Raw genomic sequence first — 26,371 nt, forward strand, 5'->3', positions numbered from 1 at the left:
TTCATTATCGAATAGCGGCCGCTGCCAAGCAAGGCGATGTCGTGGTCACCTTCGCTGCACAACCTCTTTAGATCGCGGTGTTATAGTAAGCACGTGAAGAATTATCTTTCTATCCATAGGAGTCAAATGTTAATAATTAGCATTTTATGCCAGGATGAATCCTATAACAGCAAAACATCTCGCTATCAGGTGAATTATATATCATTAAATACTTTATTAATGCTTAAGCTTGCGGAATATGGTCTCACATACCATATTTATTACACTCTGCAGAATGTGGTGGATTAAGTGAAATAAAAAACTTAACCACGTACTTTACCGTAATATTCTGAGCGAGCATTTATTTTAATGAGATACCACGCGCCTGCGCAATGCTGGCACGCTCTGTGTATTTCATTTTATTTAGCATGGCAATGTTCACCGCCAATATAATTAGCCCGGGAAGTAAACATTGTGAACCTCACGCGACTGTTCGCCACCACCGGTGGTCTCGCTTGCGTGCGGCACACACTATTCGTTCCAATACAAAAGGTTAACATGAGTTAAATCACCGTTGTTGTTTTTACAATAGCGTGCTTTTTGGTGCACCTAAAAAACAAAAAATCATGAACATCCACATTACTGGAGGCTCAGGGATTAATACGCCCCTATTAATCCATAGCAATAAATAAAGCAACTTATACAACCTGTTTTATTGATTATTCCCGGTGGCAATAACAATTGCCGCCATAATAAAAACCTATACAGGCAGCACCCTATGAGCGATGAAAAACTTGCATCCGATGCAGCACTACAGCAATTTATCGATCTATCCCGTTTATTAACCGGTTTTGACCGTTTTGAGTTACTCGGGACTGGCCAGGCCGCCTTTTATTATGACTGGGTACAAACCCACGCGGCAGAACGTTTTGCCACACTGTTGGCGACCTACGGCGAACTCCCGGCAGATGCTGCACAGCACTCGTCCTTTGTAGAAACCCAGCTGTTGGGTTCAGAAAAATTATCTACGCTGGTGAGCAGCATTATCAAATTGTGGTACCTGGGCCAGTGGTATTCGCCAGACAACCCGAATGAGACCCAGATCCCCAGCGCTAACAGCTATCAACAGGGCTTGGTGTGGGATGCGATCCATGCACATCCGCAGGGTGCCAAACAACAAGGTTTTGGTGCCTGGTCTGAACCACCGGTAACCTCCTCCACGGTGGTGAAATTATGAATATCATCAGCCCTGAACAAGCAGAAAAGAACGAGTACGACGTGGTGATCGTGGGCGGTGGGATCTCCGGTGCCATCGTTGCCAAAACCCTGACGCAGGCGGGTAAACGCTGTCTGATCGTCGAAGCTGGTACCGGCGTGGGGACGGATTATCAAGGCTATCTGGACTACCTCAACACCTTTTATACCGCCACTATCAAGATCCCCAATGCTCCCTACCCTGATAATCCAAATGCCCGCGAACCGCTGGAAACCCAGGTCACCAAAACACCGAACGACCAAGGTTACTTTGTCCAGCGAGGGCCGTTGCCATTCAGTTCAACCTACACCCGCTATCTGGGGGGAACGACTCTGCACTGGCTCGGTACCTCGCTGCGCATGCTACCAGAGGATTTTCGCCTGAAGTCGCTGTATGGCGTGGGTATTGATTGGCCTATCGATTACCAGGAGTTGGAGCCGTGGTATCGCAAGGCTGAGCTGGAGCTCGGGGTCTCTGCCAATGTGGAAGAACAGTCCTATCTTGGTGTCACCTTCCCTCCTGGTTATGTCTACCCAATGCACGGCCTGCCCATGAGTTGGAGTGACAAACAACTGGCCAACCATATCGATGGCATGCAGGTGAAAGATGACGGCAAGTCTTACACCCTGAAAGTGCGCGGAACGCCTGCCTCACGCAATAGCGTTCCCAATAGTGCGTACGATCAGGGCCGGGGCTATACCCCAAAAGGTGCCGTAGGCAACGACAAAGTGGGCCACCGCTGCATGGGCAACTCCAGTTGCGTGCCTATCTGCCCTATTCAGGCCAAATATAACGCCCTGAAAACGCTGAACACCGCCAACCACGAAAAGCTCGATATCGTGGTGCAGAGCGTGGCGTTCCAATTGGATATCGACCCGCACAGTAAGGCGATCAATAGCGTTCAGTTCAAACACTATCGATATCCTGGCGATGACTCCTACAGCCTGCATACGGTGAAGGGCAAACGCTATGTACTCGCTGCCCACGCTGTCGCCAACGCGGTGCTATTACTGGCCTCCGGTGCCTGTAAAGGTAACGATCTGGTTGGCCGCCATCTGATGGATCACCCGGAACTGCTGACATGGGGGCTTACCAACAAAACGCCGCTGTGGCCGCTACGTGGCCCATTGGCAACCTCCGGCATCGAGGATCTGCGCGGTGGCAGCTTCCGCAAACACCATGCACCGTATCGGTTTGAAATGGGCAACGACGGTTGGCTGTGGCCAGCTCAGGCACCGTCGAAGGATGTGATCACCCTGGTAGATAAGGAGCAACTGCACGGTAAAGAGTTACGTGAAAGGCTAAAAGACCAGGTTTCACGTCAATTCCGCTTCGGCATCCTGGTGGAACAGCTACCGGAGTACGATAACTGCGTCACCATCGATCCAAATTATCTGGACATAATGGGTAACTACCGCCCGGTTATTCACTACGATTTATCGCCCTATACCCGAGCCGGTTTCGCCAGCGCTTACGATATGTCGATGAAAATCTTCGACCAGGCCGATATCAAGAACTACTCGTCCTACTCAAAAGATGATGCCGGAGCCTTCGTCTGCCCAGACGGCAGAACCCTCACCTTTAACGGTGCCGGGCATTTTGCCGGAACCCACTGCATGGGCAGTTCACCAGAAAGCTCTGTGGTGAATAAGGACCAGCGCACCTGGGAGCACCCCAACCTCTATCTGGTAGGCTGTGGCAACATGATCAACATGGGTACCTCAAACCCAACGTTAACCATGTCGGCGCTCACCTGTTGGGCTGCGCACAACATCCTGCAGGATCTGAACGGGGGGCATCATGCGGCAGATTGACTGGCAGCAAGCCACCTCCCACCCCTATGATGCGGTGATCGTAGGTTCAGGGTTTGCCGGTTGTATCATGGCCAAGCAACTGACCCGCGCTGGCCGCCGGGTGCTGATCGTCGAAGCCGGGACGGGCAACGACAGCTTTGGCCAGCACCTGGATCATGTGCAAACCTTTATGCAGGCGGTGGCAAAAACACCTAACGCGCCCTATCCCAACTCGCCCAACGCCCCACAGCCGGAAGTGACTGACGTTGAACCCATCACGCCCGGTAAACCTTCGCACAAAGGGTATTTCGTGCAGATGGGCCCCTATCCCTTTGAAAGTAACTATACCCGCCGGCTGGGTGGCACTTCACTGCACTGGTTCGGCAGTTGCCCACGGATGCTGCCTGAGGATTTTGCCATGGCCACGCTGTTTGGCCGTGGCGTGGACTGGCCGCTGAGCTATGAAGAGTTATTGCCGTATTATCAACGCGCTGAACTGGAGATTGGGGTTTCCGCCGACGTGCAGGATCAGCAATACCACGGCATTCATTTTGCGCCGGGCTATCAGTACCCGATGCAAAAAATCCCGCAAAGCTATCTGGATCGCTGGATGATCGCCGGATTGGCGCAGGCCGAATTGCCCGGTACGGCAGACAAAGCCCAGATCCGCTCTATCCCGCAAGGCAGAAACAGTGTGCCCAATGCAGGTTATACCCCGCGTGGTGCGGTGGGTAATCCGGCCGTGGGTCGCCGTTGTATGGGCAACTCCAGCTGCATTCCTATCTGCCCGATCCAGGCTCGTTACAACGCGTTAAAAACCCTGGTGGAAACCGATGCCGATTTGCTGATCCAGGCGGTTGCCTCTCGTCTGCATATCTCGCCAGAGACGGGGAAAATCAGCGCGTTGGACTGCAAGGTGTGGAAGAACGACAGAAGCCATGACTTTGAGCCGATCACCTTACACTGCGAACTGTTTATTCTGGCCGCCAATGCCATCGAAAATGCCGTGTTATTACAGGCATCACAAGCCTGCCAGTCCAGCGGCGAGCTGGGGCGCAATCTGATGGATCACCCTGCCATCTTGTCTTGGGGCTTAGCGCCGGAAGCGATAGGGGCATTTCGTGGGCCGGGTTTGACGTCAACGTTAGTGAACTACCGGGGGGGCGAATTCCGCCGCGAACGCGCCGCATTTGTGCTGGAGATCGGTAACTGGGGCTGGAGTTGGCCACGTAACGAACCGGTGGACACCACGCTGGATATGGTGGATGACGAGCGACTGTATGGCAAAGCGTTACGCCAGCGGCTTGGGCAGGTAATGCCCCGGCAAATCCGCCTGGACATGATGACCGAACAACTGCCGGATGCCGCCAATCGCGTCACCATCGACGATCGCTGGCGCGATCCGCTCGGCAATTACCGGCCTGTAATCCACTACAACGTGGACGACTATAGCCAGGGCGGCATGGCGTTTGGCCGCGAAGTTGCCAGCAGTCTGTTCAGCCAACTGGGTATCCAGGACTTCACCCACTATCAGTCGGACAACCCCGGTTATTTCACCTGGCAAGGTAACGGTTACATCTGGGCGGGCGTTGGCCATGTGGCAGGCACCCACCGGATGGGAACGCGGCCAGATAACTCGGTCGTCAACCGGCACCAGCAAAGCTGGGATCACCCCAACCTTTACGTTATAGGCTGCGGCAGCATGCCAACGCTGGGCACCTCAAATCCCACGCTCACCATGACGGCCCTGACCTTCGCCACAGCCGACCACATACTAGGACGGAAACATTGATATGAACATGACCGCAAAAGCCAAGACCTTCCAGCTTGCTGAAACCTCGTTTGCCCAACTCGGCTATGTGCAGTTTGCCGACGAAAAAAGTCTGGCGCAGGATCTGACCGAACTGCGCGATCTGCTGCAGAACGCCATGCAGCTGGAACATGCCACCATTCCCCCGTATCTGACGATGCTCTATACCCTGGATGACGACGTGGACTGGCGCATCATCGAAACCCTGCGTTCGGTGGTGGTTGAAGAGATGCTGCACTTCACCCTGACGGCCAACCTGCTCAACGCCATCGGCGGTACGCCAGCGGTCGATTCGCCCGACTTCCTGCCCAGTTATCCCGCACGTCTGCCTTACGATATTGATGATATTGAAGTGAATCTGTACGGTTTCTCCAAAAACGGCATCTTCCAGGGCATGGTGATCGAGCATCCGAAAGATGTCCGCCCGCGCGCCATCGCCAATGAAGTCCCCAGCGATATGACCATCGGTGAGTTTTATCTTTACGTTGAATCGCGGCTCCGGGCAGCGGTGGAAACCCATGGAGAACGGGCGATTTTCTGCGGCGATCCACTGCGCCAGATCCCACCGGATGTTTTCTACTATGGCGGTGGGGGCAACGTACTGAAAGTGAGCGATCTGAAGTCCGCGATAGCCGCCATGAAACTGATTACCGATCAGGGTGAAGGCACAGAGAACGATATCTGGGTCGTGGATGAAGATGAGTTGGCCCACTATTTCCGTTTCAGCCAGATCTACAATGAACGGCTGTATCAAAAAGGCGATACCGTGGCCAGTGGCCCTACCGGCGATCCGTTCCCGGTGCCGTGGGGCAAAAGCGTGCTGATCGACAGCAACGCCAAGGTCAGCGATTATCCACCCGGAGAGGTTCGTGACGCCATCATCCGGTTTAACCAGCGTTACTGTCAGTTGCTCGGCGATCTGCAGGCCGCATTTACCGGTGCCCCAGACAAGTTGATGGCCGCCGTGGTGGCGATGTGCGCGTTGCGGGATGACTTCAGGGCCATCACCGCCAACCCTTTCCCCGGCAAGGAATTATTCCACTGCGCCCCCACGTTTGAGTACAGCGTGGCTAACCGCCAGCCGCTGGGTAAACAGGTGTTGATGGCTGCTCCGGCCACCGCTGCTGTAGCCGCAACCGACAGTGTGGATGCCAGTGCCAGTGCCAGTGCCAGTGCCAGTGCCAGTAATGAGGCCACCCTGGATCAACTGCAGCAAGCCTATTCCACCGGTAACCTGCAGTTGGCACTCTCCTGCATGAGTGACGAGGTGATCTGGGATATCTCCGGCCCCAGCGAATGCCCCTATCTGGGCGTATTTTACGGCCACGAAGGATTCAGCCGCTTTTGGAAATTGCTCGGTGATACCGTGAATTTTGGCAGCGCGGGCGTCGAGAAATCCTTCTTCAGCGGCGATCAGGCAATGTCCTACGGTGGTGAGCAAGGCACCACCAAATGCGGCCGCGTACCCTATCGTTACGACTGGGCGATCCGCTATCAATTTAATGAACGGCATCAAATCACCCTGATGCGTCAGTACTTCAACCCACTGAACATTCTTTCGGCGCTGAAAGCCGCGCCTTATCCGGTACCGGCGGCTTGCCCACACTCGGCCAAACCTCAATCCCAACAACAGTAGGAACCACGCACATGTCTAATCAGCAAAATGATTTACCCAGCATCCCGTCGCCGTTCACCATGCCGTTCTACTACGCCTCACTGACCAACGTTGGCGTGTATTATCTGGTGCCGTTGAGCCGCGTGGAACCTTATTTGCAGGGAACCGGGCTTAGCCCGGCACGGTTTGGCGATAAGGCGATGGTGAGCTTCAACTTCCAATTGTACGCCGGACAGTTTGCCTCTGGCCTCAATACCCCACCGGAACAATGGGGCAGCAGCGGTGCGGCGATCACCCAGGAGCTGGAACTCAACATTGTCGCCTATCCTGAACACCGTAAAGACCAGTTGGCCCCGATTGGCTATCAGGAATTTATTCAAGACGGCGATCAAACCAAGCTGTACGGTAACCATCGCGTCTGGGTGCCTTGCGATGCCCCTATCGCCATCGCCGCCGGTGAGCAGCTGTTTGGCGAGCCAAAATTCCAGACCACTTTCAAGGTCAATTTGGCCTCACAAAATCCGGTGCGGACCAACTCTGCGGTCTATCAACCCGAGTGGGTGGAAACCTGGGGCTTCCGTGTGGACGATCCCAAGGATGCCAACACCGCGATATTCACCTGCATCGTCAACACTTTGGGCATCAAGTCGATCCCGGGCAACATCTCGCCAATTACCGAATACGGCGTTCACGATAACAAACTGATCGGTTGCCGCTGGAACATCCTGCAGGCGATGGATACCTATTTCCTTAATGGCGGCCACGCTGAGGCGGTAAAACTGGTACTGGGTACCAGCAGCCACCCCATGCGTAAAGATCTGGAGCAGTTGATCGGCGGTTGCGCCCCTGTGGCAGTGCAAACCCTCAACTCAGCCCCGGCGGCCATTCAAAGCCGCGCCTATTACCCATAGCCGTTTGCCCCGCCGCCGGTTTGGGGCGGGGATGATTTTTTCGCATGTCACGTTCCGGGAGCCAACTATGAGTGAAGTCGACAATATCTACTTTTCCCGCTTTGCCCAGATCAAGGGGCAGTCTTTTGACTATATCGTGATTGGTGGCGGTGCCTATGGCACCAGTTTTACCCACCGGGTGCTGCAACATAATCCACAGGCCCGAATTCTGGTGCTGGAGAAAGGCAACTATCTGATCCCCGACCATATTCAGAACATTCCACCGGCCTACATCAAACTCAACACCAGCGTAGGTATCCGACCATGGACCTACCATGGCTCTGCCGATATGAAACTCAGCCTTAACTTTATGCCGCAGATCCCTTATGTGGGTGGTCGCGCGCTGTTTTGGAACGCCTGGACACCGCAACCCGATAGCAGCGAAATGCCGGACTGGCCAGCGCAGGCGATCGAGCGCCTGGATAATCAGTGGTATCCCACCGGCGAATTTATGGGGAGGCGCTACTCCCTGGAAATCCCCGGCAATCGCAACCAGTCGCTGAATCGCTTTATGGGTGAACGCCTGTTCTCGCAATTGGCCAATATCAGCGGAGCCAAGCCGCAGCCAAGCCCGAGCGCATTGGACTCAGCCATGGCAACTGGCCAGGGAGTGGCACCAGAGGATTGGGCCAAGTTCTCGCCCATTTCGGTACTGGTGAATGATGTGCAGGCTTACGCCTCACTCAAGGTGGTGGTCAATGCCGAAGTGGAGCAACTGATTGCAGAAGGTGACGTTGTCACGGAAATCATCACCAAAGAAGGCTCACTGCGCGTCGGTAACGCCAAAGTAATTTTGGCCTGCAATACCCTGGAAGCCGGTTTTATCCTCACCAAGTCTTTCCCTGACGATAAACTGGTGGGGAAAAACCTGTGCGGTCATATCCGTTCCTGGCTGGCCGCCCGTATCCCCGCCAGCAGCCTGCCGGTATTAACCAACCAGTTGCAAACCGTGGCCTATTACCTGCCCGGCATCGATAAAACCACCAACCGCCTGATGCACACCCACATCAGCGTGGTCCATAACCCGCAACCGGCGGAAAGCTACGACGTGTTGTACCGCATCCTGCCAGATGCTTCTTCACCGGAAGCCGTTGCCACCTATCAGGATCCTGACTACGTGGTGATCATGCTGCACTCCATGGGGGAGTTCCTCGGGGAACGCTCGGCAAACTCGTGGAATTACGTCACGACCAACCCGCTGGGCGAGGCCGAGGTGTATATCCAGATGAAGGAAACCGACCGTCAATTCTGGGATGCGATGGATAAAACCACCTATGACGTGATGCATGCCCTGGCTGGCGATGCCCCACTTGAGTACCAGCACAATAACCCGGACGGCAGCTTTAGCTGGGAGAAATCGCCGCCGGACAATATCCGCAATCAGGGGTTGGTGCACGAGGCTGGCACCCTGTGGATGGGCGACGACCCGGCCACCTCGGTCACCGCCCTCAACGGCCAGATGCACCGTTACCCGAACGTTTATGGCCTGGGTAGCATGTTGTTCCCCCGCCCTGGCTCGTGGAACCCAACGCTGACCGGCGTAGCCCAGTCTTTCGCCCTGGCCGATGAACTCAGTGGCCCACATCAGGATCAAAATCAATGAAGCGACGTAAACTGAAAATTGATGTGCAGAAAGTCCCCAAATCCTACCGCGCCTATCTGGAACTGTTGGCCAGCAAGGGGGAAGTGGTGGCGATCCCCGACGAGGTGGATTGGTATCTGGAGATCGGCGCCATTCTGCGCCACGCCTGCGAAACGGAAAGCCCGATGCCGCTGTTTAGCAAGGTGAAGGGCGCACCCGGTTTCCGGGCGGCAGAAATGGGCCCGACGGTCAGCCGTGTGCCGGGCAAACGCTGGCAGCGTCTGGCGCTGATGTTAGGTTTGCCGGACGATGCCCAGTTGCTGGAGATCCAGGATGCCTTTCTGGATGCCATCGGTCAGGAACCGCATCCGCCAGTGATGGTTGACCCGGCCACCGCCCCGTGCAAGCAAAACAAATGGGTGGGCGATCAGGTTGATATGACCAAAATCCCGGCCCCTATCCTGCACGACGGCGACGGCGGCCGTTATTTCCAGACTGCCGGAGCCATCATGGTGCGTACCCCGCCGGGGGAACCGGTGCCGGAAGACGCCTACACGGTAGATAAGGACGCCTGGACCAATTGGTCATTCAGCCGGGCGATGATCGCCGGTTCACGCCCACAGAATAACCCAACGCCAAAGCCTCCTCATACCAGTTCGGTCGGCGTACCACACGGTAATGGACCGCATTATTCGAAGAACAATATTGTCGGCCTGTGGCTGCCTTTCCAGCATAACGGCATGATCTACAATATGTGGACGGCCCAGGGGAAAGACTGCCCGTTTGTGATCGCTCTTGGGGTACCCCCAGCGGTCACCATGCTGCTTTCAGCGGCTCCGCCAGCCTGGCATGATGAATACAACTATGCTTCATCATTCCTTGGCCACGGCATCGAGATGGTGAAAGCGGAAACCTGCGATGTGCTGGTGCCTGCCGAATGTGAAATCATCATCGAAGGCTATGTCAGCGCGGACAAATCCGTGGCCGAAGGTCCGTTTGGCGAGTTCCCAGGCTACCTTTCCAACCAGTCCAGCCTGAAGCCGCTGGCGAAAATTACCTGTGTCACATTCCGTGATGAGGCTATCTTGCCGATCTGCATTCCGGGGGTTCCGATAGACTCTACGTTGATGCTCGGCTGCTTCTGTTTATCTGCCACCGCCAGAGTGTATTTTGAAAAGTCCGGTCTGCCGATCATCGACTGTTTCAGCCCATTGGAAGCCTCTTCCCATTGGCTGGTGATCCGGGTACGTGACGACTGGCATAAAATCACCGGCATGACGGTCAAAGCCTTTATCGACAAGATTGCCGAAGTGTTCTGGACCAACCATATTGGTAAAACCACCGCCAAGCTGATTATCGTGGGCGAAGATATTCCTCCTGATGACAGCAACAAAGTGACCTGGGCATTAGCGACACGCAATAACCCGGTACAGGGCGTGTTTCACTATCCGCAGTACGACTCCGACGGTACTGGGTTACAGATTTACCTGGATGTGGCCACCAAACTGCGCGGGCGCGGCGGCTTGGTAGCATACAGTTGCCTGCAGATCCAACAGCAGGTCAATCAGCCGTTGGAGCAGGTATTGAGCTTTGCCACCAATTATCCGCTGCCGTTGCAGGAGAAAATCAAAAGCAAATGGTCTGAGTGGGGATTTGATCGTTAAGAAATAGCCCCCGCACCGCTTCGGTGGTGCGGGCACAACTATCCAGGATCCGTCCGTTGTTGGGTAACAGGCTCAGGAACCGCTCCAACCAGGGTTGCTCAAACAGAGTGGTTGACCGCTTCTGCTCAAACGCCCCTGCATGCCGTTGATAAATGCCGATAATGTTATCGGCCATTGAGTTACTCATCAGGATGAATGTTCTTCTTCATCAACCAGACTTTTTGCCCGTTGCTTCATAAACACCACCTCTGTCGGGCTGGAAAGGTTGACATTCTGGGCCCGCAGGAGCTTCAGGATATTGAACAGCAGATCGCTCTTGGTGGCGCCGACCATGCGTGGGCTGGCAACATAGCCGGTTACGCTGAGGATAATTCCGTCTGGGCCAAGCTGGCTGAAGCGAACGTATGGGGCAGGTGTTTCCAGAATGGATTCGTGTTCATGGTAGGCACTCAGCAACACGTTGCGTACCTGCTCGGGATCGATATCGGTGGGGAAAGTCAGCGCGACGGTGACCACCCCTTGGGCATTCCCCATGGTGGCGTTACGCACGTTCTGCGAAATCAACTGAGAGTTGGGCACAATCATGGTCGAGCGATCGCTCAGTTGGATCTCGGTGGCGCGTACATTGATTCGCCGTACATCCCCTTCAACCCCGCCGATACCGATCATATCCCCGACTTTAACCGGGCGCTCGGTTAACAGGATCAGGCCAGAGATAAAGTTCTTCACGATTTCCTGCAGGCCAAAACCGATACCTACCGATAGCGCACTCACGATCCAGGCCAGGTTGTTCCACTGGATACCCAACGTCGCCAGCGTGATCAGGATCAGCAGCACATAACCGACGTTACTGAACAACGTAACCAGCGAGGCGCGGATACCGATATCGCTGATGGTTTTTGGCAGCAGCTCATGGCTTAACCAACGTTGCGTGACCCGCAGCACATAGATACCGATCGTCAGGCAAATCACCGCATTGAGCAGGTTGCTTGGAACGATATTCAGTCGCTTCAGACCTTCGCCGCTCAGGATGGCAATAATCTTTTGCAGCAGGGAGTTTGGCGTGGTGGTCCCAAAGGAGCCGTTAATCAGGGCAACAATCATCATCAGCAACAGCGAGCATTTGCCGATCGCCGTGAAGATGATACTCAACTGTTCCAGATGGCGATCTTTGACATGAAGAGATCGTTTTAATGCCCGTCCGCTGGCGGTTTGTGGAGAAAAGAAGGCCGCGCAGAAGTCGGTGGTAAATAGCACCAGGAAATAGAACGCCATCAGCACCAGCGCTATCCAGATCAACTGATAGGTCAGGAAGCGGGCAAAAGCCACATAGCCGATCAGCAGCGAGAGCATGATCACCACTGCGGACAGCGTAATCAGCAGATGAACCAACCCGTCGATCGCCGAACGTTTCTCCTGTTGCTCCCGGTTTTGCCCCATCCGGATACGGATGCGGTGCGCATGCAGTGGTACCGCCAAGAGTACCACCGCCATCAATGCAGCCACCAATCCATTGCCCTGCACGGTGGTGCCTATGCTGGCCCCGATCACGTTATTGACCAGTTCCACCGTGCCGAATGCCAGCGCCAAACCCGCCAATAGCGGCGAGAAATAGCGCATGCCGGTGGCGAGTTGGTCATCTATCTGTGCCAGGCGCCATGAGGGACGGCTGAGGGAGAGGAACGCCCGCCCTAGCCCGGCGATCAACGCGCAGAACATCCCCAACTGCAAAAAGCCATCGGCAAAATCCTGTACCTGAGGGGGGAACGGCTGGGCACGAGAAAAAGCGGTTTCGGCCAGATCCAGTGCCAATGCCGTGGCAAACAGGGTAATCAATGCGGTGGCCAGCGCCATAAAGCTGCGGCGCAAGCGGCCATCCGGCAAATAACGGATACTTAACCAAGCCAGAAGCTGCTCGACGAAATAACGACCCACGGAGCAGATAGCCATAGCCAGAAGCAGCAACCCCAAGGTGCCATATCGCCACTCTTCCTGCCAGGCAGCGGCCCAGGTCTGTTGCAGTTGTTGGTTGAACACGCTGAGCCGGGCCAAATCCTCCGCTTGCGGAGCGGCCTCTGGCGACCAGAATTGTGAGCTGAGAATACTGCCGGTATTCAACGCCAGTTGGGATTTGAAGGCCACCCGCCGCAAGTCGTTAATCTGTTGCCCTAAATCGAGCGCCCCGGTCCTGATCGTATGCGAGCGCTTTACGGCATCATCCATCTGTTTCTTGGCGTTGTTAAGGGTGTTTCTTTGCTGTATCACACTGGCATTTTCTGCCATTCCTCCCGCTTCCGGCTGTGGGCCCAGAACGTCCAGCTGTGCCTGTAGCTTCTCTTGTACGGGTTGCAAATCGGTAGTCAGCTTTTCCGCCGCAGCAGACAGCGCCTGTGTGGCCTCAAATAATTTATTCAACTGGCCATCGGTGTTCGCCTTTGAGACCTGCTGTTTAATAGTATCCAGCTGTTTTTGATAACTTTTCAGTGAAGCCGCTATATCCTGCGGGCTAAGTTCAACCTGGGCCCCCTGCTGCTGCGCATTGGCCAACGGGGCCAGCGGTAAACTGAACAACAAAAAGGTGAACAGGAAAATCGGTAATGACTTGATCATACGGTGAATGCTCAGCATGGGGTTGGCGATAAACGCAACAGGCGAAACGATGAATATCGCTGCGCCTGATCAACATTGACATCCTCCCCGCCCTGAAGGACGGAGATCCCTACAGCGTTCAGACCAGAGTCTGACTCGCCTCGGCGGGTTCCTGCTTCGACGGGTGGCCTGACTGCACCATCCCTCCACTGGCAAGCACGGCATGTCCTGCCGCTAAAATCATACCTTGGTCCATGACAAAAGAAACTGATGTTAGCCGGAAAATATTCGGTGGAAAAGCGCATTAATCCTAGAAGGTTAGTAGAAATTTTAGCTAACGCCTGTCTTGCCCCTGTTTAACCGGCCAGAGTGCCCTCTCCATGATCGTTTTCTGCTCAAAAAATAACCATCATCAGATTGATCTATAAACAATCAAATCATTAAATGATCGCATTTCGATAATTTATTATTGTTTTACGATAATTTCGAGAGTAAGGTTATTACGGCTTCCATTCAACGACTTGAGGTTTTTATGACATTAGAACGCCTTACCCGTTTCAGCCAACGTATGGCCACCATCACGTTATGCTTATTACTCGCCACGTTGCTGTTTAATGCTTCCTATTGGTTATTCCCAAGCGTCGCCGCCAGCGATGGCTACGGATTTCATGTTTCCATCTCAAACGATTTAATCAGCACCCTGGGTATTGATTTATACCGCTTCCCATGGTGGCAAATTGCCGGTGGCATTATCATATCGAGCGTGCCGCTGCTGGCACTGGCGCTTGGGTTGTATCACTTACGCAAGTTGTTCCAAACCTATGCTCAACGTGCCTATTTTTCAGCTATTGCGGCGTACCATTTGGGTAAAATGGGCCAATATGTCGCCATTTGGACGATTTTAGAGTTATTGTGCCGGCCTGTTCTCAGCTATTGGATAACCATGCATGAGCCTGTTGGCCAACGGATGGTGACGCTCGGGATCGATACGGGCAATATTGTTGCCCTATTTCTCGCGGCCTGTATTGCCGTCATTGCACAAATTCTGAAACAGGCCAGCAAGTTGCATTGTGAAAATCAACAGTTCGTGTGAGGTTAATCCATTATGTCGATCATCGTCCGGCTAGATGTGCTGTTAGCCACACGCAAAGTCAAATCCAAAGACCTGGCCGCCGCTGCCGGCATCACCGAACAAAACCTCTCGCTGTTAAAGCAAGGCAAGGTGAAAGGGATCCGTTTTGCAACGCTGGATGCTATCTGCCGCTATCTTGATTGCCAGCCAGGGGATGTGCTGGAACATATTCAGGACCCAGAAATCTACGCAGAAGATGTGTGATTGACCTAAAACGTAGCCCACTCATTGATTCTCTGAACGTGCAGCATGCGGTCGTCTTAAACGTAACGGGGAGGTTATCTTCCTGTTACGCCTTCTATTGCCAACCAGTAGCAGAAACCGCAAATCCCCTTTATAATCCGTTCACCTATCAACCAAAAACTATGAAAAGGAGGTCCCCTATGCTGTCGTGTGAATGGTTCAAATTCTCACCTCACCTTGGTGATCGTCGCTGCTCAAGCATTACCGGTATCGTGCTCCGATAACCTAAGCTTGAGCGAAGTTTACTCACATCAACGTTCTTCCCTCCGGCTTACCGGGTTATCGTCGGCAATTTTTTGACGATAGGCATTTGCATGCCTGTAACCTTGAGTAAGCACCATGACGACATTACTTTCTGCACAATCTGTTGGTATTGATACCGCTTTTGGCCCACTGCTGGCTGAGGTTTCCTTTAGCCTGAAAAAGGGCGACCGCATCGGTCTGATCGGCCATAACGGTTGCGGTAAAAGCACCCTGCTTAAAATTCTCAGCGGCGATCTGCCTGCCAGCACGGGTACCGTCACCCTGGCACACCAATGCCTGATGGCTCGGGTGGAACAACACCTGCCCGAAGCCTTGTATCACTGCTCCCTGTTAGAGGCTGTGCTCACTGGCCTGGCAGATGGGCAACATCAACCTGAACGTTGGCAAGGTGAAATGTTACTCGCCGAACTGGGATTCGATCGAACGGCATGGGATCTGATGACCGGTACCCTGAGCGGTGGCCAGCATACCCGGCTGTTGTTAGCCCGAGCGCTGATCCGCCAACCTGATTTACTGCTGCTGGATGAGCCCAGCAACCATCTGGATCTGCCGACACTGCTGTGGCTGGAGCAATTCCTCAATGGCTGGAACGGTAGCTTCGTGCTGGTTTCCCACGATGGCCGGTTACTGGACAGCGTAACCAACTGTACCTGGATCCTGCGGGACAAAACGCTACAGTATTTCCGTTTGCCCTGTTCGCAGGCGCGTATCGCTCTCCAAGAGCAAGACTTGGCCGATGAGCACCGCCATCAGGCTGAACAAAAGGAAATTGACCGCGTAGAGAAAAGTGCCAAACGCCTGGCCGTCTGGGGCCAGGTGTATGACAACGAAGATCTATCGCGGAAAGCCAAGCAGATGGAAAAACAGGTGGTTCGATTGAAGGATCAGCAAACCACCTTGAGCACCGGCAACCAATGGCGGCTCCGGCTCAGCGGTGAAGCACTGCCTGCCGATCGACTGCTGGCGTTGGAGCAATTAGTCATTCGCCCCGCTCCTGATGCGCCGGTGCTGTTTAGCTTGGATCATCTTCAGGTAAAAAGTGGCGATCGCATTGCGTTAGTAGGCCGTAACGGCTGTGGTAAGTCCTCATTGCTGCACTTCCTTTGGCAGCAATACCAGCAGGCAGGCTGCCAAGGGGCGGTTTTTCACCCTCGCGTTCGTATTGGTTATTACGATCAGAACCTGCAACAGCTCAACGATGAGGACTCATTAAGCGATGCCCTGAGCCATTTCGCGCCCCTGAGCGAAGAGCAACGGAAAATGGCGCTGATCGGTGCCGGCTTCCCTTACCTACGCCATCAACAGAAGGTGTGTACGCTGAGCGGGGGCGAGCGTTCGCGGTTGCTGTTTGTTGCGCTTACCCTGGCCAACTACTCACTGTTGCTGCTCGACGAACCGACCAACCATCTGGATATGCCAGGTAAGGAAGAGTTGGCCGCAACGCTGCAACAATTTGCGGGAGCCGTGCTGCTAGTCACCCACGACCGAACGCTGATGGAGCAAAGCTGTAATCGCTATTGGCTGATAGACGATCGCCAACTGACCGAATGGCACGATCTTTTACCCGTCTACACCATCCTGAGTGGTGGCAGTCATTCTGAGCTGGTGGTATCCCCAGATCGCGAGTCGCTCGCTGAACCTGCGATATCGACCAATGAAGACCACCTGCTGGCAACGCTGGTTACTTTGGAACGCAAGCTTGAGGAGGATTTAACCCGTAAACCCAAGCATCAAAAGCCGCAGTTGCAACAGCAATGGCGGCGCGAGATCGCGAAAATCAATGGCAAACTTGGGTTGATTTAACCCAACTATGGGCGCGACTAGTGTATGAACCGAATTGAGTTCGGCCATCTGCTGGTTGTGCCCATCCATGAGCCTTTTCTCCAGGCTCATGGAATGTTAACCCATCACAATGAGCCTGATCATCAACTACATCTGGATGGAAAAACTCGCATAAACCGTTGGCACTGGCCTTACCGACTTTTATCTAGGAATAAACTTAGGTAAATTACCGTCAGCCCAGAATAAACTCATCACCTAGCTGTTAAAACTATTCTTGATTTTGTTGTCTTGCGTTATTTATTGCATTCTAACACCGAAGGAAATAATTCATCATTGTTTAACCCATGTGAATTATTAATCAATATCAGTATGAAACATACTAAAAAAACGGTGTGACACCACAAGGGAGTCAACATCAACACATTGATTTTAAATCAAATATCACATTAATGTTAATTTCAGACCTAAATATAGCCCCATCAATTACCTAAAACTATCTAATAAAAGAAACAGATCAATAAAATATCGCATATGACAGCAAAGTTTTATTCCTGTATTTAACGCTTTATGTTACGCTCTCTCCTATAACAGTACCAACCTAATAATAGATATCCACATACTCCTTCACCTAGGGATCTACATTTCATGGAGAACTGCACATTGACCAGTGTTAGAGAGTTTATATATAGAAAACATGAGGGTGATATTAAGACCTTCGCACAACTGCATAGAATCAGTGTTTACAAAGTTAATGAGTGGATCCGCCGAGATGCCCACATTATTAACGGCAAAATCTGTATCCCTACCAGACACTCAGCCTGATCCTGCATTGCATGACGGGGCAGAATATTCCTGGTTAAAATCCCAACCCTGCCCCTACATATCATTACCCGCAAAACTCCGCTCAACGCCAGCTTTTATCCCGTCGTAACTCAACAGATAATCCACTAGCCTGCGCCATCCAAATAATGTTTAATTTTTAAACGGCCTATCACAGTCATAGGTTAATAAAGTTAATACTATCAACTACGATTACTCTAAGGCCGTAAGACATTGTCGGTCATGGCCTGGCTGATCCCCATTGAGGGGTATCATTTTACGTAAACTGTTAAAGCCGTACGCCACAAGGCTAAGAAAGGTTGATTATGGCACGCACTACCCCCATCGAACGCTACCGCAATATCGGCATCTCGGCGCACATTGATGCCGGCAAAACCACGACAACCGAGCGGATTCTGTTTTACACCGGGGTCAGTCACAAGCTGGGCGAAGTCCACGACGGTGCCGCTACCATGGACTGGATGGCACAGGAACAGGAGCGCGGGATCACCATTACCTCCGCCGCAACGACCTGCTTCTGGAACGGCATGGAGCATAATTATCCTCAGCATCGGATCAATATCATCGATACCCCCGGGCACGTCGATTTCACCATTGAGGTGGAACGTTCGATGCGCGTGCTGGACGGTGCCGTGATGGTGTATGACTCGGTCGGCGGCGTGCAACCACAGTCTGAAACCGTGTGGCGTCAGGCTAACAAGTACAAGGTGCCACGGCTGGCCTTCGTCAACAAAATGGACCGTACCGGTGCGGACTTTTTCCGCGTGCGCAATATGATGATCGAGCGCCTGAAAGCCAATCCGGTGCCGGTGGTGATCCCCATCGGTGCAGAAGACCATTTTGCTGGCGTAGTGGACCTGATCCGTATGCAGGCCATCTTCTGGGATGAAGCAACTCAGGGTATGACCTACCGCTTCGAGGCGATCCCAGCAGAGATGCTCGAGCAGGCCCAAGAGTGGCGCGACAAGATGATTGAAGCTGCGGCGGAAGGTTCCGAAGCGCTGATGGACAAATACCTCAACCAGGTCGAATTAACCAATGAGGAGATCGTCGAAGGGTTGCGAGCCCGCACCGTTGCCGGTGAGATCCAGCCAATGCTGTGCGGTTCGGCATTCCGCAACAAAGGCATCCAGCGCATGCTGGACGCAGTGATCGAACTGATGCCCTCTCCGCTGGATGTGCCGCCGATGGAAGGCCATGACGAGCGCGATAACATTATCACCCGTAAGGCCGATGATAATGAAAAATTCTCGGCGCTGGCATTCAAGCTGATGACCGATCCGTTCGTTGGCCAGTTGACCTTCGTGCGCGTCTATTCCGGCATCGTGGCCAAAGGCGATAGCGTCTATAACCCGGTAAAAGGCAAAAAAGAGCGCATTGGCCGTATCGTGCAGATGCACGCCAACGATCGTAAAGAAGTCGATGAGCTGCACGCCGGAGATATTGCCGCCTGCGTGGGCCTGAAGGATGTGACCACCGGCGATACGTTGTGCGATCCCAATGCCATTATCACGCTGGAACGCATGGTGTTCCCGGAGCCGGTTATCGCACAGGCCATCGAGCCAAAAACCAAGGCTGACCAGGAAAAAATGGGGATAGCGCTGCAACGCCTGACTTCGGAAGATCCTTCGCTGCGCGTACGCACCGATGAAGACTCCGGCCAGACCATTATCTACGGCATGGGCGAATTGCACCTGGAGATCATCGTCGACCGGATGCGGCGCGAGTTTGGCGTTGAAACCAACACCGGTAAACCGCAGGTCTCTTACCGCGAAACCATCCGCCAGAAAGTGACCGACGTAGAAGGAAAATTTGTGCGTCAGTCCGGTGGTAAAGGTCAATATGGCCACGTGGTGTTGACGGTGGAACCCAATGAACCCGGTAAGGGTTTTGAGTTCTTTGATGAGATCAAAGGCGGCGTGATCCCCGGTGAATATATTCCTGCGGTGAAAAAAGGCGTGTTGGAAGCACTGAATAATGGCGTGCTGGCGGGTTATCAGATGGTCGATGTCAAAGTGCATCTGACCTTCGGTTCCTACCACGACGTGGACTCCTCGGAGCAGGCGTTCCGTATGGCGGCTATCTTTGGTTTCAAAGAAGCCTGTCGCCTGGCCAACCCGGTGATCCTCGAGCCGATCATGGCGGTAGAGGTGGAAACGCCAGAGGATTACGCCGGTAACGTGATGGGCGATCTGTCGTCACGACGCGGAATGGTGCAAGGGATGGAGGATATTCCCGGTGGCGGAGGCAAAGAAATCCATGCCAAGGTTCCGCTGTCGGAGATGTTCGGTTATTCCACCACCCTGCGCTCCATGTCGCAAGGCCGTGCCACCTACACCATGGAGTTCAGCCACTACGCAGAGGCTCCGCGCAATGTGGCCGAAGAGATTATCCACCACAGCAAACGTTAATCGATAACGGCTACGGGGAAACCCGTAGCCTCTTTGACGAATGCAACATACGCTTTAACGTGTCTCCTCTAACGCCACCACCATCGGTTCCAACTTGATGTGCATGGCGTAAATCACCCCAACCGTCAGGCAGGCAATACCGCATAGCGTCAGCAGTGGTGGCCAGCTATAGCGCAGCATAAAGGTATAGGCCAATCCAGCCAGGATCTCGAATACGATCAGCGGCCCAAGCAGCACTGTCGGTAAACGCTGGCTCGCCTCGTTCCAACACAACGTACCTAGCCAGGAACACAAGACGCCAATAGCGATCATCAACGGGATAAACACCTGCGGCCTTGGGCCAAACGGCAGCGCGAACTGCGGCTGTGTCAGCGCCAATTGCCCGCAAACCAGCAAATAGCCCACCAACGCCAAAGGTAAGGTCACAATCCCCTGCGCTGTGGCCCAGGTCGTGGGCCGTTTATCCGGGTTATCGCGTAACCAACGCGCGTTACGCAGAGGGAACCAGGTCCAACATACCACCGCTAATAGTGCCAATCCCAAGCCGCTGGTATAGCGCCAGACATCAATAGGCTCGCTATTGCCCTGCAGTTCCGCAACGTTGACCAGCACCAGCCCCAGGGCAATCACCAGCAAGGCCGGAGTCAATTTTCGCCAAGAGAGACAGCCGTCGTGATGGCCGTAAAACAGATTGGCAGCGACCGATATCACCACCGGTAGCGTGCCGATAATCATGGTCGATACCGGCGCTCCGGTACGTTGGATCGCACTGGCCAGGCACAGGTAATACAGCAGATTGCCAATCGCAGTCAGCTTTAACGCCTCTAGCCAATCTTTAGCCAGCAACTGACGCAGGCGGCGGCGATCCAGCCAGGCCAGCGGCAGCACGACAAGCCCAAAAGCCAGATAGCGCCCGGTGGATTGCAACGCGGCCGGGTAGTCCGGCACCAATACCGGGCCAATAAATATCAGGCCCCACATCAACCCGGCAATCAGGGCAAACAACACACCGACAAACATAGTGACTCCATCATCAACAATAATTCTCAAGTGGCGTCAGGATAGAGGGACGTAGGGGCAGAATATTGTACCAGGTTGCTGTTTTTAGATTGATAGCAACGTTGGCCAGTCTGTAGGGGGCCGAGCATTATCGACCCTGACCAAGTTAAATAGATAACCCCGCTGTAAACGGCGGGAAACGCTCATATTGCTAACTCATCAACCACTTCAGCTACGCTTTTAACATCCCGAATACTACCGATGCCGGTACCAAGCGAGATATAGCCATCATCCGTATTTCCTTCGAGCATGCCTATACGCAAACCGCGTAATCCACCCATCGTTTTTCCAAGCTCTTCGTTACTGGCTCCTGCCTTATCCATTTGCACCAGCTTTTGTGCCAGCTTGCCGGGCAATGAGCGATAGTAATCTGGCATGGTACGGAAAAGCAGCATATCCAGACCATCTGAATCGATGATTTTGTCTTTCACCGATTGTGGTACACGGCTTTCTTCCGTACTGATAAAAATAGAGCCTGCAAAAACTCCGCTTGCCCCAAGGGCGTGGGCTGCTCTGGCGGTACGACTATCGGTGATCCCCCCTGCGGCCAGCACGGGTACATTTTGTACGGCATCGGCAATAAGCGGTACAATTGAAAATGTTCCCAGAGCCTTACCTGGCAAGGTTCCTCCTTCGTCAAAACCGGTGGCGACAATAATATCTGCCCCTGCAGCTTCGGCGAGACGGGTGTTTTCAGGGGTTGGATTAATGTCGCGGTAGATAATGCTGATGCCCGCGTTTTTCAGTTCGTCAAACAGAGCGGGGATCACCGCGCCTTCACCATAGCCTGTATAAACCACAACTTTCACCCCTTCTTCTTTTATCACCTGCATGATGGGTGGAGTCCATACGTCGTTCTCAGGCGTCGGGATCAGATTGACGCCAAAAGGTTTTTCGGTAAGCATTTTGGTTTTACGGATTTCTTCTCGCATTTTCTCGGCAGTTTCTTCCGGCGTGGAAACTTCGGTTTCTGCCGTCAAGCCTGCATTTGGCCCCAGGACACCAAGGCCCCCGGCGTTGCTGACCGCAGCGACTAAGCGGGCATCGGTTAACCAGGATAAAGGTCCCTGGATAACAGGTTTTTCTATGCCCAGAATCTGACAAATACGGTTATTTTGCATGGCGGAATATCCTTAATAAATGAGTTCTGGCGACCTGATAAGGCTGCCTTAAAGCGTTCCTAGGTTTCAAAATGGCGCTACGGAGTGAGAAGAGTGTAGATCGCGATATTGTTTAGAAAAATAGCAAAAACACTTCATCACTATTATTAAATAAGTAACAATAGGGCTATTCAGGTACTGCTTAACAACGTGCCTCCTCTCCTAAAAAATAAGTACGCTATGCAAATTAATCTTTTTGAATCTATTAAAATTTTTATTCAAATTGTCGAATCTGGCAGCTTTACTCAGGCGGCGGAAAATCTGCAAATCCATCGCCCCGCAGTAACCAAAGCCGTGCAGCAGCTTGAGCAACACTGTGGCATTCGTTTAATGCAGCGAACGACGCGGCGGATTAACCTGACGCCTGATGGGGAGGAGTTTTATCGCCGCAGCAAACCCTTGCTGGCCCAAACGGATGAGTTGCTGGAGTCGTTTGGCCCCGACTGTGCTTTACGCGGACAACTGCGTGTGGATATGCCAATCGCTTTTGCAGTTTCACGGGTCGTGCCCAATCTGCCTGTTTTTTACCGTGAGCACCCGAATATCGAAATCATTCTGAGCAGCTCTGACCGTCGTCAGGATATGCTGCGCGACGGTCTGGATTGTGTATTGCGAATGGGGGAACTGGACGACGGCGACTACATCGCACGACCTATGGGCAACATTAAAATGACGACTTGCGCCAGTCCTGCTTATCTTGCAGTACATGGCACGCCAAAAAATCTTGAAGAGTTGCAGCAACATCAGGCCGTCAACTGGTTTAACAGCAGCAGTAGGCAAACTATTCCGTGGACGTTCGAGACACCGTCGGGAGCAGTAGAAGTTAACCTTCCCGGTAAGCTTGTTCTGGATAACTCTGAAACCTATATAGCCGCGGGGCTTGCCGGGTTGGGGATGCTTCAGGGCATGAATCTTTTTTTACAGCCTTATCTCGAAAGCGGCCTCCTGGTAGAAATAATGCCAGACTATCCCGCCCCATCTCGAAAGTTGTCTTTGCTTTATCCGCACCGTCATCTCTCCCGCAAAGTGCGGGTATTTGCCGAGTGGTTAGAGGACTTATTGTAAACTATCGCTTCCCCAGTTCAGGGAAAGTTGCACAGTGGCCGTTTCAGCATGTAGCGGCAAGAAGTAGTGGAAAGGTCGCTCCCTTGACACTTGTCTGCAGCAGCCTCGAAGTTCTATTGTTTATGGTAAAAGAGGGTCGTGGTATAGCCTGCTTGCCGGATTATTCGGTAAAAGATGAGCTTGCCACCGGGGAACTGAAGACGGTGCTGGACAACTTTATGGCTCCCGTAACGACCACTTTTCACATGCTCTGGCCCAGTACCCGCCAGATGACGCCAAAGGTACGCGTTTTTGTGGATTATATGGCGGATATTTTTGACAACTTCATGGTCTCCTCCCGGAGATAAGCTGCAGAACACAGTGAAAAAATACTGTTGGCAGCGTGCTGGTATTCCGTTTTCCAAGTGGGCCCTTAACGCATCACCTGCTTTTGGTAGCGCGCAGGCGTGACACCGTAACGATTAACCAGGGCTTTGGTGAGATGTGCCTGATCGGTTAATCCCACAGCCACGGCCACCTGGGCCGCAGGCATTCCCCGCCCGAGCATCTGCTTGGCCTTTTCGAGCCGGATCGCCATCAGCATCTGATGTGGGGTGACATGGAATTGCGCTTTGAATTTACGTTGGAAATGATACGGGCTGAGTGAGACCAACGCTGCCAGATCGCTCAACGTGATCGGTGAAGCGAAGTTATCCCGCAGATACTCCTTCACTATCGCCATACGGTGAGCGGCTTCATTCTGCTGCAGCTGAGCAATACGCGCGTGGGGACGGAAAATATCAACGACGGACAGCAGCAAGCTATCGAGCGCCAGCGTATCCCGGGTTTGCCATAACGCCGCCAGCGTTTGCGAAAGCCGCTTGGCCGCCGCCGCATCATGGTGGATCACGTCGTTGAACCAGCAACCCTTCTCACCAGAAATCCGCTCCAGCGCCGCAGGCTCCAGATAGATCATCCGATAGTTCCAACCGCCTGCGGTTTCCGCTTCACCAGTATGTAGCTCGTCCGGATTCATCAGCACCAACGCACCCGGAGCGGCTAAATGGTGTGCCCCACGGTAGCGAAAGCGTTCCACTCCGGTTTCCACCGTGCCGATGCCAAACGCATCATGAGCGTGTGGCTCAAACGCATAGCGATCGATATGGGCCTGATAAAGCTCTACGCCAGGTAACTGCGGCAAATGCCGGAACTGGGCGCGATCTTTCTCAAACGGAAACTGTTCTGGCACACCTTGCACTGCCCTTGCTCCTGTTACGTTTTCGGGTTGGCATAGAGCGATTTAACTCGCTGGGCTGATAATAACTCGTCAACATCAGGTTTATCATTTTAACACCGTGTTGTCCCGCCTTCCCTGGCGGACAGCAAATTAAGGCCATGTTTCCAACACGGTAAACAAAACCTGGGCAGCCGGGGTCAAACCAGTCATATGCATGCAAGCGTGTACCATCCCAGGCAAACGCTGGCAATTCACGTTAACGCCGGCTGCTTGCAATCGCTGCGCATAGCGTTCACCTTCATCCCGCAACGGATCGTATTCGCATACCAGGATCGTCGCTGGTGGTAAACCTGCCAGCGTTGACGCATACCAAGGAGAAGCGTAAGGCTCCCGAGAGTCGGTATCCTGCCCAAGGTAGTTTGCCCAGCACCAACCCATGATCTCCTGCGTCAGGTAGTAACCTTCACCATATTCGGCAAAGCTGGGCATCGTCATCTCGCTATCCAATGCAGGGTAAAGCAGGTATTGATGTTCTACGGCTGGCCCTGACCGGTCTCTGGCCATCAGAGCTACCGCCGCCGCCAGGTTCCCCCCCGCACTATCCCCGCCAAGCGCAATCCGCAGAGGATCAATGCCTATTTGCGCGGCTTGTTCCGATGCCCAGCATAGCGCTTGATAAACGTCATGCAGTGGGGTTGGAAAAGGATATTCCGGTGCCAGGCGATAGTCGACAGACAGGATCACTCGCCCTGTGGCATTGGCCAACGCGCGGCAAGGCACATCGTAAACGTCTAGCGAACCCAGGCACCAACCGCCACCATGGGCAAACACCATTGCCGGAAGTGGTAGATCCTCTGACACATTCAAGGGAATATAACCACGGATGGCAATAGTTTGCCCACCGCTGACCGGGATGTGGAACTCCCTAGTTTTCTGGACGGGCTGAGGCTCTCCCTGCAAGTGCTGTAACTCAACCATCGTCTGCGCACGCAGCGCCTCCAATGAGGAGGCTGCAGGTACATCGGCCTGCTGCTGTAAAAACAGCGCAATCTGCTTATCCAGCGGCATCGGCTTTACTCTCCTGTAAAAAAGGCAGGATCAGGGCGATAAATTCCTCGTGGCACTCCTCGGTAATGAAATGCCCACAGCCAGATACCACTTCCCCCTGGAGTTGACGAGCCTTGCCCTGCAAGGTAAGGAATGGCGCATCGCGGGTAGCATGTTCTGCGCCAATCGTCATCACCGGCATTGCCAGAGGCGTTTTAGCCCGCTGCTGATTTTGTCGAATGGTCTCAGGAATGGCCCGATAATAATCAAAACCGGCCCGCAGGCTGCCAGGCACCGAATAAGCCGCGATGTAGGTTGCTGCGGCGACTCGCTCGCGTCGGTAAGACCAGCGGTTGAAAATGTACCCCAGATACTCGGCCTCTCGGCCGGTGGTCAGGGCTTCGGGCAGGTCGGTTAACTGGTTAAACATAAAATGCCACAGGAAGATGTTGTCCTCGGCAGGAACAAAGATCGGCGGTGCCTCTGCCAAGCCGGGGATCACCGCTTCGGTCAGCACCAGCCTGCTAACCGCTTGAGGGTAATCGCTGGCCAACGCATAACCCAGCCACATGCCAATATCATGGCCGATCACTGCATAGCGCTGATGCCCCAGTTGCGCCATGATCTGATGGAGTTTTTCGGCAACGCTGCCGGTGTCATAGCCACCGATGGGTTTGTCCGAGTCCCCGATACCGGGAGGATCCACAGCAATAGCCTGCAAGCCCGCATTGGCTAGCGCCTGCATGACATAACGCCAGGTGTACCAGGTTTGTGGCCAGCCAGGGATCAGCAGCACCGGCTGCCCAGTGCCGACGATGGCACAGTGAATACGGTTGCCGTTGATTTTAATATAGATGTGTTCAGCCTCGAGCCCATTGGATAATGGCCCGTGAGTCAGCATAGTCATAAGGTGCT

The 26,371-nt window shown here is 53.5% G+C and carries 20 protein-coding genes and 1 pseudogene; 13 read left to right on the top strand and 8 right to left on the bottom strand.

Going from position 1 to position 26,371, the window contains the following annotated elements:
* Positions 1 to 757: 757 nt before the first annotated feature.
* From ABIE29_RS09340 to ABIE29_RS09370, 7 genes are all read left to right on the top strand, one after another.
* A complete protein-coding gene (locus ABIE29_RS09340; RefSeq protein WP_429618211.1) occupies positions 758 to 1,216 on the top strand; it encodes a sugar dehydrogenase complex small subunit in 459 nt (152 codons plus the stop codon).
* Positions 1,213 to 3,048 (top strand): GMC family oxidoreductase, encoded by a 1,836-nt coding sequence (locus tag ABIE29_RS09345; RefSeq protein ID WP_429618213.1) that lies wholly within the window; start codon positions 1,213 to 1,215, stop codon positions 3,046 to 3,048. Before ABIE29_RS09340 ends, ABIE29_RS09345 begins: the two co-directional genes overlap by 4 nt.
* A complete protein-coding gene (locus ABIE29_RS09350; RefSeq protein WP_429618215.1) occupies positions 3,035 to 4,819 on the top strand; it encodes a GMC family oxidoreductase in 1,785 nt (594 codons plus the stop codon). The genes ABIE29_RS09345 and ABIE29_RS09350 overlap by 14 nt, the downstream gene beginning before the upstream one ends.
* Before the next feature lies 1 nt (position 4,820).
* On the top strand, positions 4,821 to 6,473 hold the full coding sequence (locus ABIE29_RS09355; protein WP_429618216.1) for a ferritin-like domain-containing protein: 1,653 nt from the start codon (positions 4,821 to 4,823) through the stop codon (positions 6,471 to 6,473).
* A gap of 11 nt (positions 6,474 to 6,484) precedes the next feature.
* Positions 6,485 to 7,363, top strand: a complete 879-nt coding sequence (locus ABIE29_RS09360) for a hypothetical protein (RefSeq protein WP_202671705.1) — start codon at positions 6,485 to 6,487, stop codon at positions 7,361 to 7,363.
* A gap of 67 nt (positions 7,364 to 7,430) precedes the next feature.
* Positions 7,431 to 9,005, top strand: a complete 1,575-nt coding sequence (locus ABIE29_RS09365; RefSeq protein WP_429618218.1) for a GMC oxidoreductase — start codon at positions 7,431 to 7,433, stop codon at positions 9,003 to 9,005.
* Positions 9,002 to 10,648: a UbiD family decarboxylase domain-containing protein gene (locus tag ABIE29_RS09370; protein WP_429618219.1), complete on the top strand. Its 1,647-nt coding sequence runs from the start codon at positions 9,002 to 9,004 to the stop codon at positions 10,646 to 10,648. The genes ABIE29_RS09365 and ABIE29_RS09370 overlap by 4 nt, the downstream gene beginning before the upstream one ends.
* Here the strand turns inward: ABIE29_RS09370 and ABIE29_RS09375 are convergent.
* From ABIE29_RS09375 to ABIE29_RS09385, 3 genes and pseudogenes are all read right to left on the bottom strand, one after another.
* Entirely contained in the window at positions 10,611 to 10,823 is a 213-nt protein-coding gene (locus tag ABIE29_RS09375) for a hypothetical protein (protein WP_429618221.1), read from the bottom strand. The two genes, ABIE29_RS09370 and ABIE29_RS09375, sit on opposite strands and share 38 nt — an antisense overlap.
* A gap of 11 nt (positions 10,824 to 10,834) precedes the next feature.
* Positions 10,835 to 13,258 (bottom strand): DUF3772 domain-containing protein, encoded by a 2,424-nt coding sequence (locus ABIE29_RS09380; RefSeq protein WP_429618223.1) that lies wholly within the window; start codon positions 13,256 to 13,258, stop codon positions 10,835 to 10,837.
* 118 nt (positions 13,259 to 13,376) lie between these two features.
* Positions 13,377 to 13,478 (bottom strand): annotated as a pseudogene (locus ABIE29_RS09385) (hypothetical protein); the annotation flags it as partial.
* Positions 13,479 to 13,769: 291 nt separating this feature from the next.
* Here ABIE29_RS09385 and ABIE29_RS09390 point away from each other — a divergent pair.
* From ABIE29_RS09390 to fusA, 4 genes are all read left to right on the top strand, one after another.
* Positions 13,770 to 14,330 (top strand): DUF2975 domain-containing protein, encoded by a 561-nt coding sequence (locus ABIE29_RS09390; protein WP_429618225.1) that lies wholly within the window; start codon positions 13,770 to 13,772, stop codon positions 14,328 to 14,330.
* Positions 14,331 to 14,342: 12 nt separating this feature from the next.
* Entirely contained in the window at positions 14,343 to 14,573 is a 231-nt protein-coding gene (locus tag ABIE29_RS09395; RefSeq protein ID WP_429618226.1) for a helix-turn-helix domain-containing protein, read from the top strand.
* A gap of 378 nt (positions 14,574 to 14,951) precedes the next feature.
* Entirely contained in the window at positions 14,952 to 16,679 is a 1,728-nt protein-coding gene (locus tag ABIE29_RS09400) for an ABC-F family ATP-binding cassette domain-containing protein (protein ID WP_429618228.1), read from the top strand.
* A 1,124-nt stretch (positions 16,680 to 17,803) separates the two neighbouring features.
* Complete coding sequence (gene fusA / locus ABIE29_RS09405) at positions 17,804 to 19,909, top strand: elongation factor G (protein WP_429618230.1); 2,106 nt, start codon at positions 17,804 to 17,806, stop codon at positions 19,907 to 19,909.
* 54 nt (positions 19,910 to 19,963) lie between these two features.
* Here the strand turns inward: fusA and ABIE29_RS09410 are convergent, their stop codons facing one another.
* Both ABIE29_RS09410 and ABIE29_RS09415 read right to left on the bottom strand, forming a co-directional pair.
* A complete protein-coding gene (locus ABIE29_RS09410; protein WP_429618232.1) occupies positions 19,964 to 20,929 on the bottom strand; it encodes a DMT family transporter in 966 nt (321 codons plus the stop codon).
* Positions 20,930 to 21,111: 182 nt separating this feature from the next.
* A complete protein-coding gene (locus tag ABIE29_RS09415) occupies positions 21,112 to 22,089 on the bottom strand; it encodes an NAD(P)H-dependent flavin oxidoreductase (protein ID WP_429618234.1) in 978 nt (325 codons plus the stop codon).
* Positions 22,090 to 22,308: 219 nt separating this feature from the next.
* Here ABIE29_RS09415 and ABIE29_RS09420 point away from each other — a divergent pair, with 219 nt between their 5' ends.
* On the top strand, positions 22,309 to 23,193 hold the full coding sequence (locus ABIE29_RS09420; RefSeq protein WP_429618236.1) for a LysR family transcriptional regulator: 885 nt from the start codon (positions 22,309 to 22,311) through the stop codon (positions 23,191 to 23,193).
* Positions 23,172 to 23,540: a LysR substrate-binding domain-containing protein gene (locus ABIE29_RS09425; RefSeq protein ID WP_429618237.1), complete on the top strand. Its 369-nt coding sequence runs from the start codon at positions 23,172 to 23,174 to the stop codon at positions 23,538 to 23,540. Before ABIE29_RS09420 ends, ABIE29_RS09425 begins: the two co-directional genes overlap by 22 nt.
* A 65-nt stretch (positions 23,541 to 23,605) precedes the next feature.
* On the opposite strand, the gene ABIE29_RS09430 is transcribed toward ABIE29_RS09425, so the two are convergent.
* The 3 genes from ABIE29_RS09430 to ABIE29_RS09440 form a co-directional block, all read right to left on the bottom strand.
* Positions 23,606 to 24,430, bottom strand: coding sequence for an AraC family ligand binding domain-containing protein (locus tag ABIE29_RS09430; protein ID WP_429618239.1), 825 nt, complete (start codon positions 24,428 to 24,430; stop codon positions 23,606 to 23,608).
* A 129-nt stretch (positions 24,431 to 24,559) separates the two neighbouring features.
* Positions 24,560 to 25,477 (bottom strand): alpha/beta hydrolase, encoded by a 918-nt coding sequence (locus ABIE29_RS09435; protein ID WP_429618241.1) that lies wholly within the window; start codon positions 25,475 to 25,477, stop codon positions 24,560 to 24,562.
* Complete coding sequence (locus ABIE29_RS09440) at positions 25,464 to 26,363, bottom strand: alpha/beta fold hydrolase (protein WP_429618243.1); 900 nt, start codon at positions 26,361 to 26,363, stop codon at positions 25,464 to 25,466. Before ABIE29_RS09440 ends, ABIE29_RS09435 begins: the two co-directional genes overlap by 14 nt.
* Positions 26,364 to 26,371 lie beyond the last annotated feature (8 nt).

The sequence above is a fragment of the Serratia sp. 2723 genome, from assembly GCF_050434425.1.
In the GTDB taxonomy this organism is placed as follows: Bacteria; Pseudomonadota; Gammaproteobacteria; order Enterobacterales; family Enterobacteriaceae; genus Chania.

Coding starts and splice junctions, on each gene's coding strand:
- ABIE29_RS09340 (WP_429618211.1), top strand. CDS start 758: ATGAGCGATGAAAAACTTGCATCCGATGCAGCACTACAGCAATTTATC.
- ABIE29_RS09345 (WP_429618213.1), top strand. CDS start 1,213: ATGAATATCATCAGCCCTGAACAAGCAGAAAAGAACGAGTACGACGTG.
- ABIE29_RS09350 (WP_429618215.1), top strand. CDS start 3,035: ATGCGGCAGATTGACTGGCAGCAAGCCACCTCCCACCCCTATGATGCG.
- ABIE29_RS09355 (WP_429618216.1), top strand. CDS start 4,821: ATGAACATGACCGCAAAAGCCAAGACCTTCCAGCTTGCTGAAACCTCG.
- ABIE29_RS09360 (WP_202671705.1), top strand. CDS start 6,485: ATGTCTAATCAGCAAAATGATTTACCCAGCATCCCGTCGCCGTTCACC.
- ABIE29_RS09365 (WP_429618218.1), top strand. CDS start 7,431: ATGAGTGAAGTCGACAATATCTACTTTTCCCGCTTTGCCCAGATCAAG.
- ABIE29_RS09370 (WP_429618219.1), top strand. CDS start 9,002: ATGAAGCGACGTAAACTGAAAATTGATGTGCAGAAAGTCCCCAAATCC.
- ABIE29_RS09375 (WP_429618221.1), bottom strand. CDS start 10,823: ATGGCCGATAACATTATCGGCATTTATCAACGGCATGCAGGGGCGTTT.
- ABIE29_RS09380 (WP_429618223.1), bottom strand. CDS start 13,258: ATGATCAAGTCATTACCGATTTTCCTGTTCACCTTTTTGTTGTTCAGT.
- ABIE29_RS09390 (WP_429618225.1), top strand. CDS start 13,770: ATGACATTAGAACGCCTTACCCGTTTCAGCCAACGTATGGCCACCATC.
- ABIE29_RS09395 (WP_429618226.1), top strand. CDS start 14,343: ATGTCGATCATCGTCCGGCTAGATGTGCTGTTAGCCACACGCAAAGTC.
- ABIE29_RS09400 (WP_429618228.1), top strand. CDS start 14,952: ATGACGACATTACTTTCTGCACAATCTGTTGGTATTGATACCGCTTTT.
- fusA (WP_429618230.1), top strand. CDS start 17,804: ATGGCACGCACTACCCCCATCGAACGCTACCGCAATATCGGCATCTCG.
- ABIE29_RS09410 (WP_429618232.1), bottom strand. CDS start 20,929: ATGTTTGTCGGTGTGTTGTTTGCCCTGATTGCCGGGTTGATGTGGGGC.
- ABIE29_RS09415 (WP_429618234.1), bottom strand. CDS start 22,089: ATGCAAAATAACCGTATTTGTCAGATTCTGGGCATAGAAAAACCTGTT.
- ABIE29_RS09420 (WP_429618236.1), top strand. CDS start 22,309: ATGCAAATTAATCTTTTTGAATCTATTAAAATTTTTATTCAAATTGTC.
- ABIE29_RS09435 (WP_429618241.1), bottom strand. CDS start 25,477: ATGCCGCTGGATAAGCAGATTGCGCTGTTTTTACAGCAGCAGGCCGAT.
- ABIE29_RS09440 (WP_429618243.1), bottom strand. CDS start 26,363: ATGACTATGCTGACTCACGGGCCATTATCCAATGGGCTCGAGGCTGAA.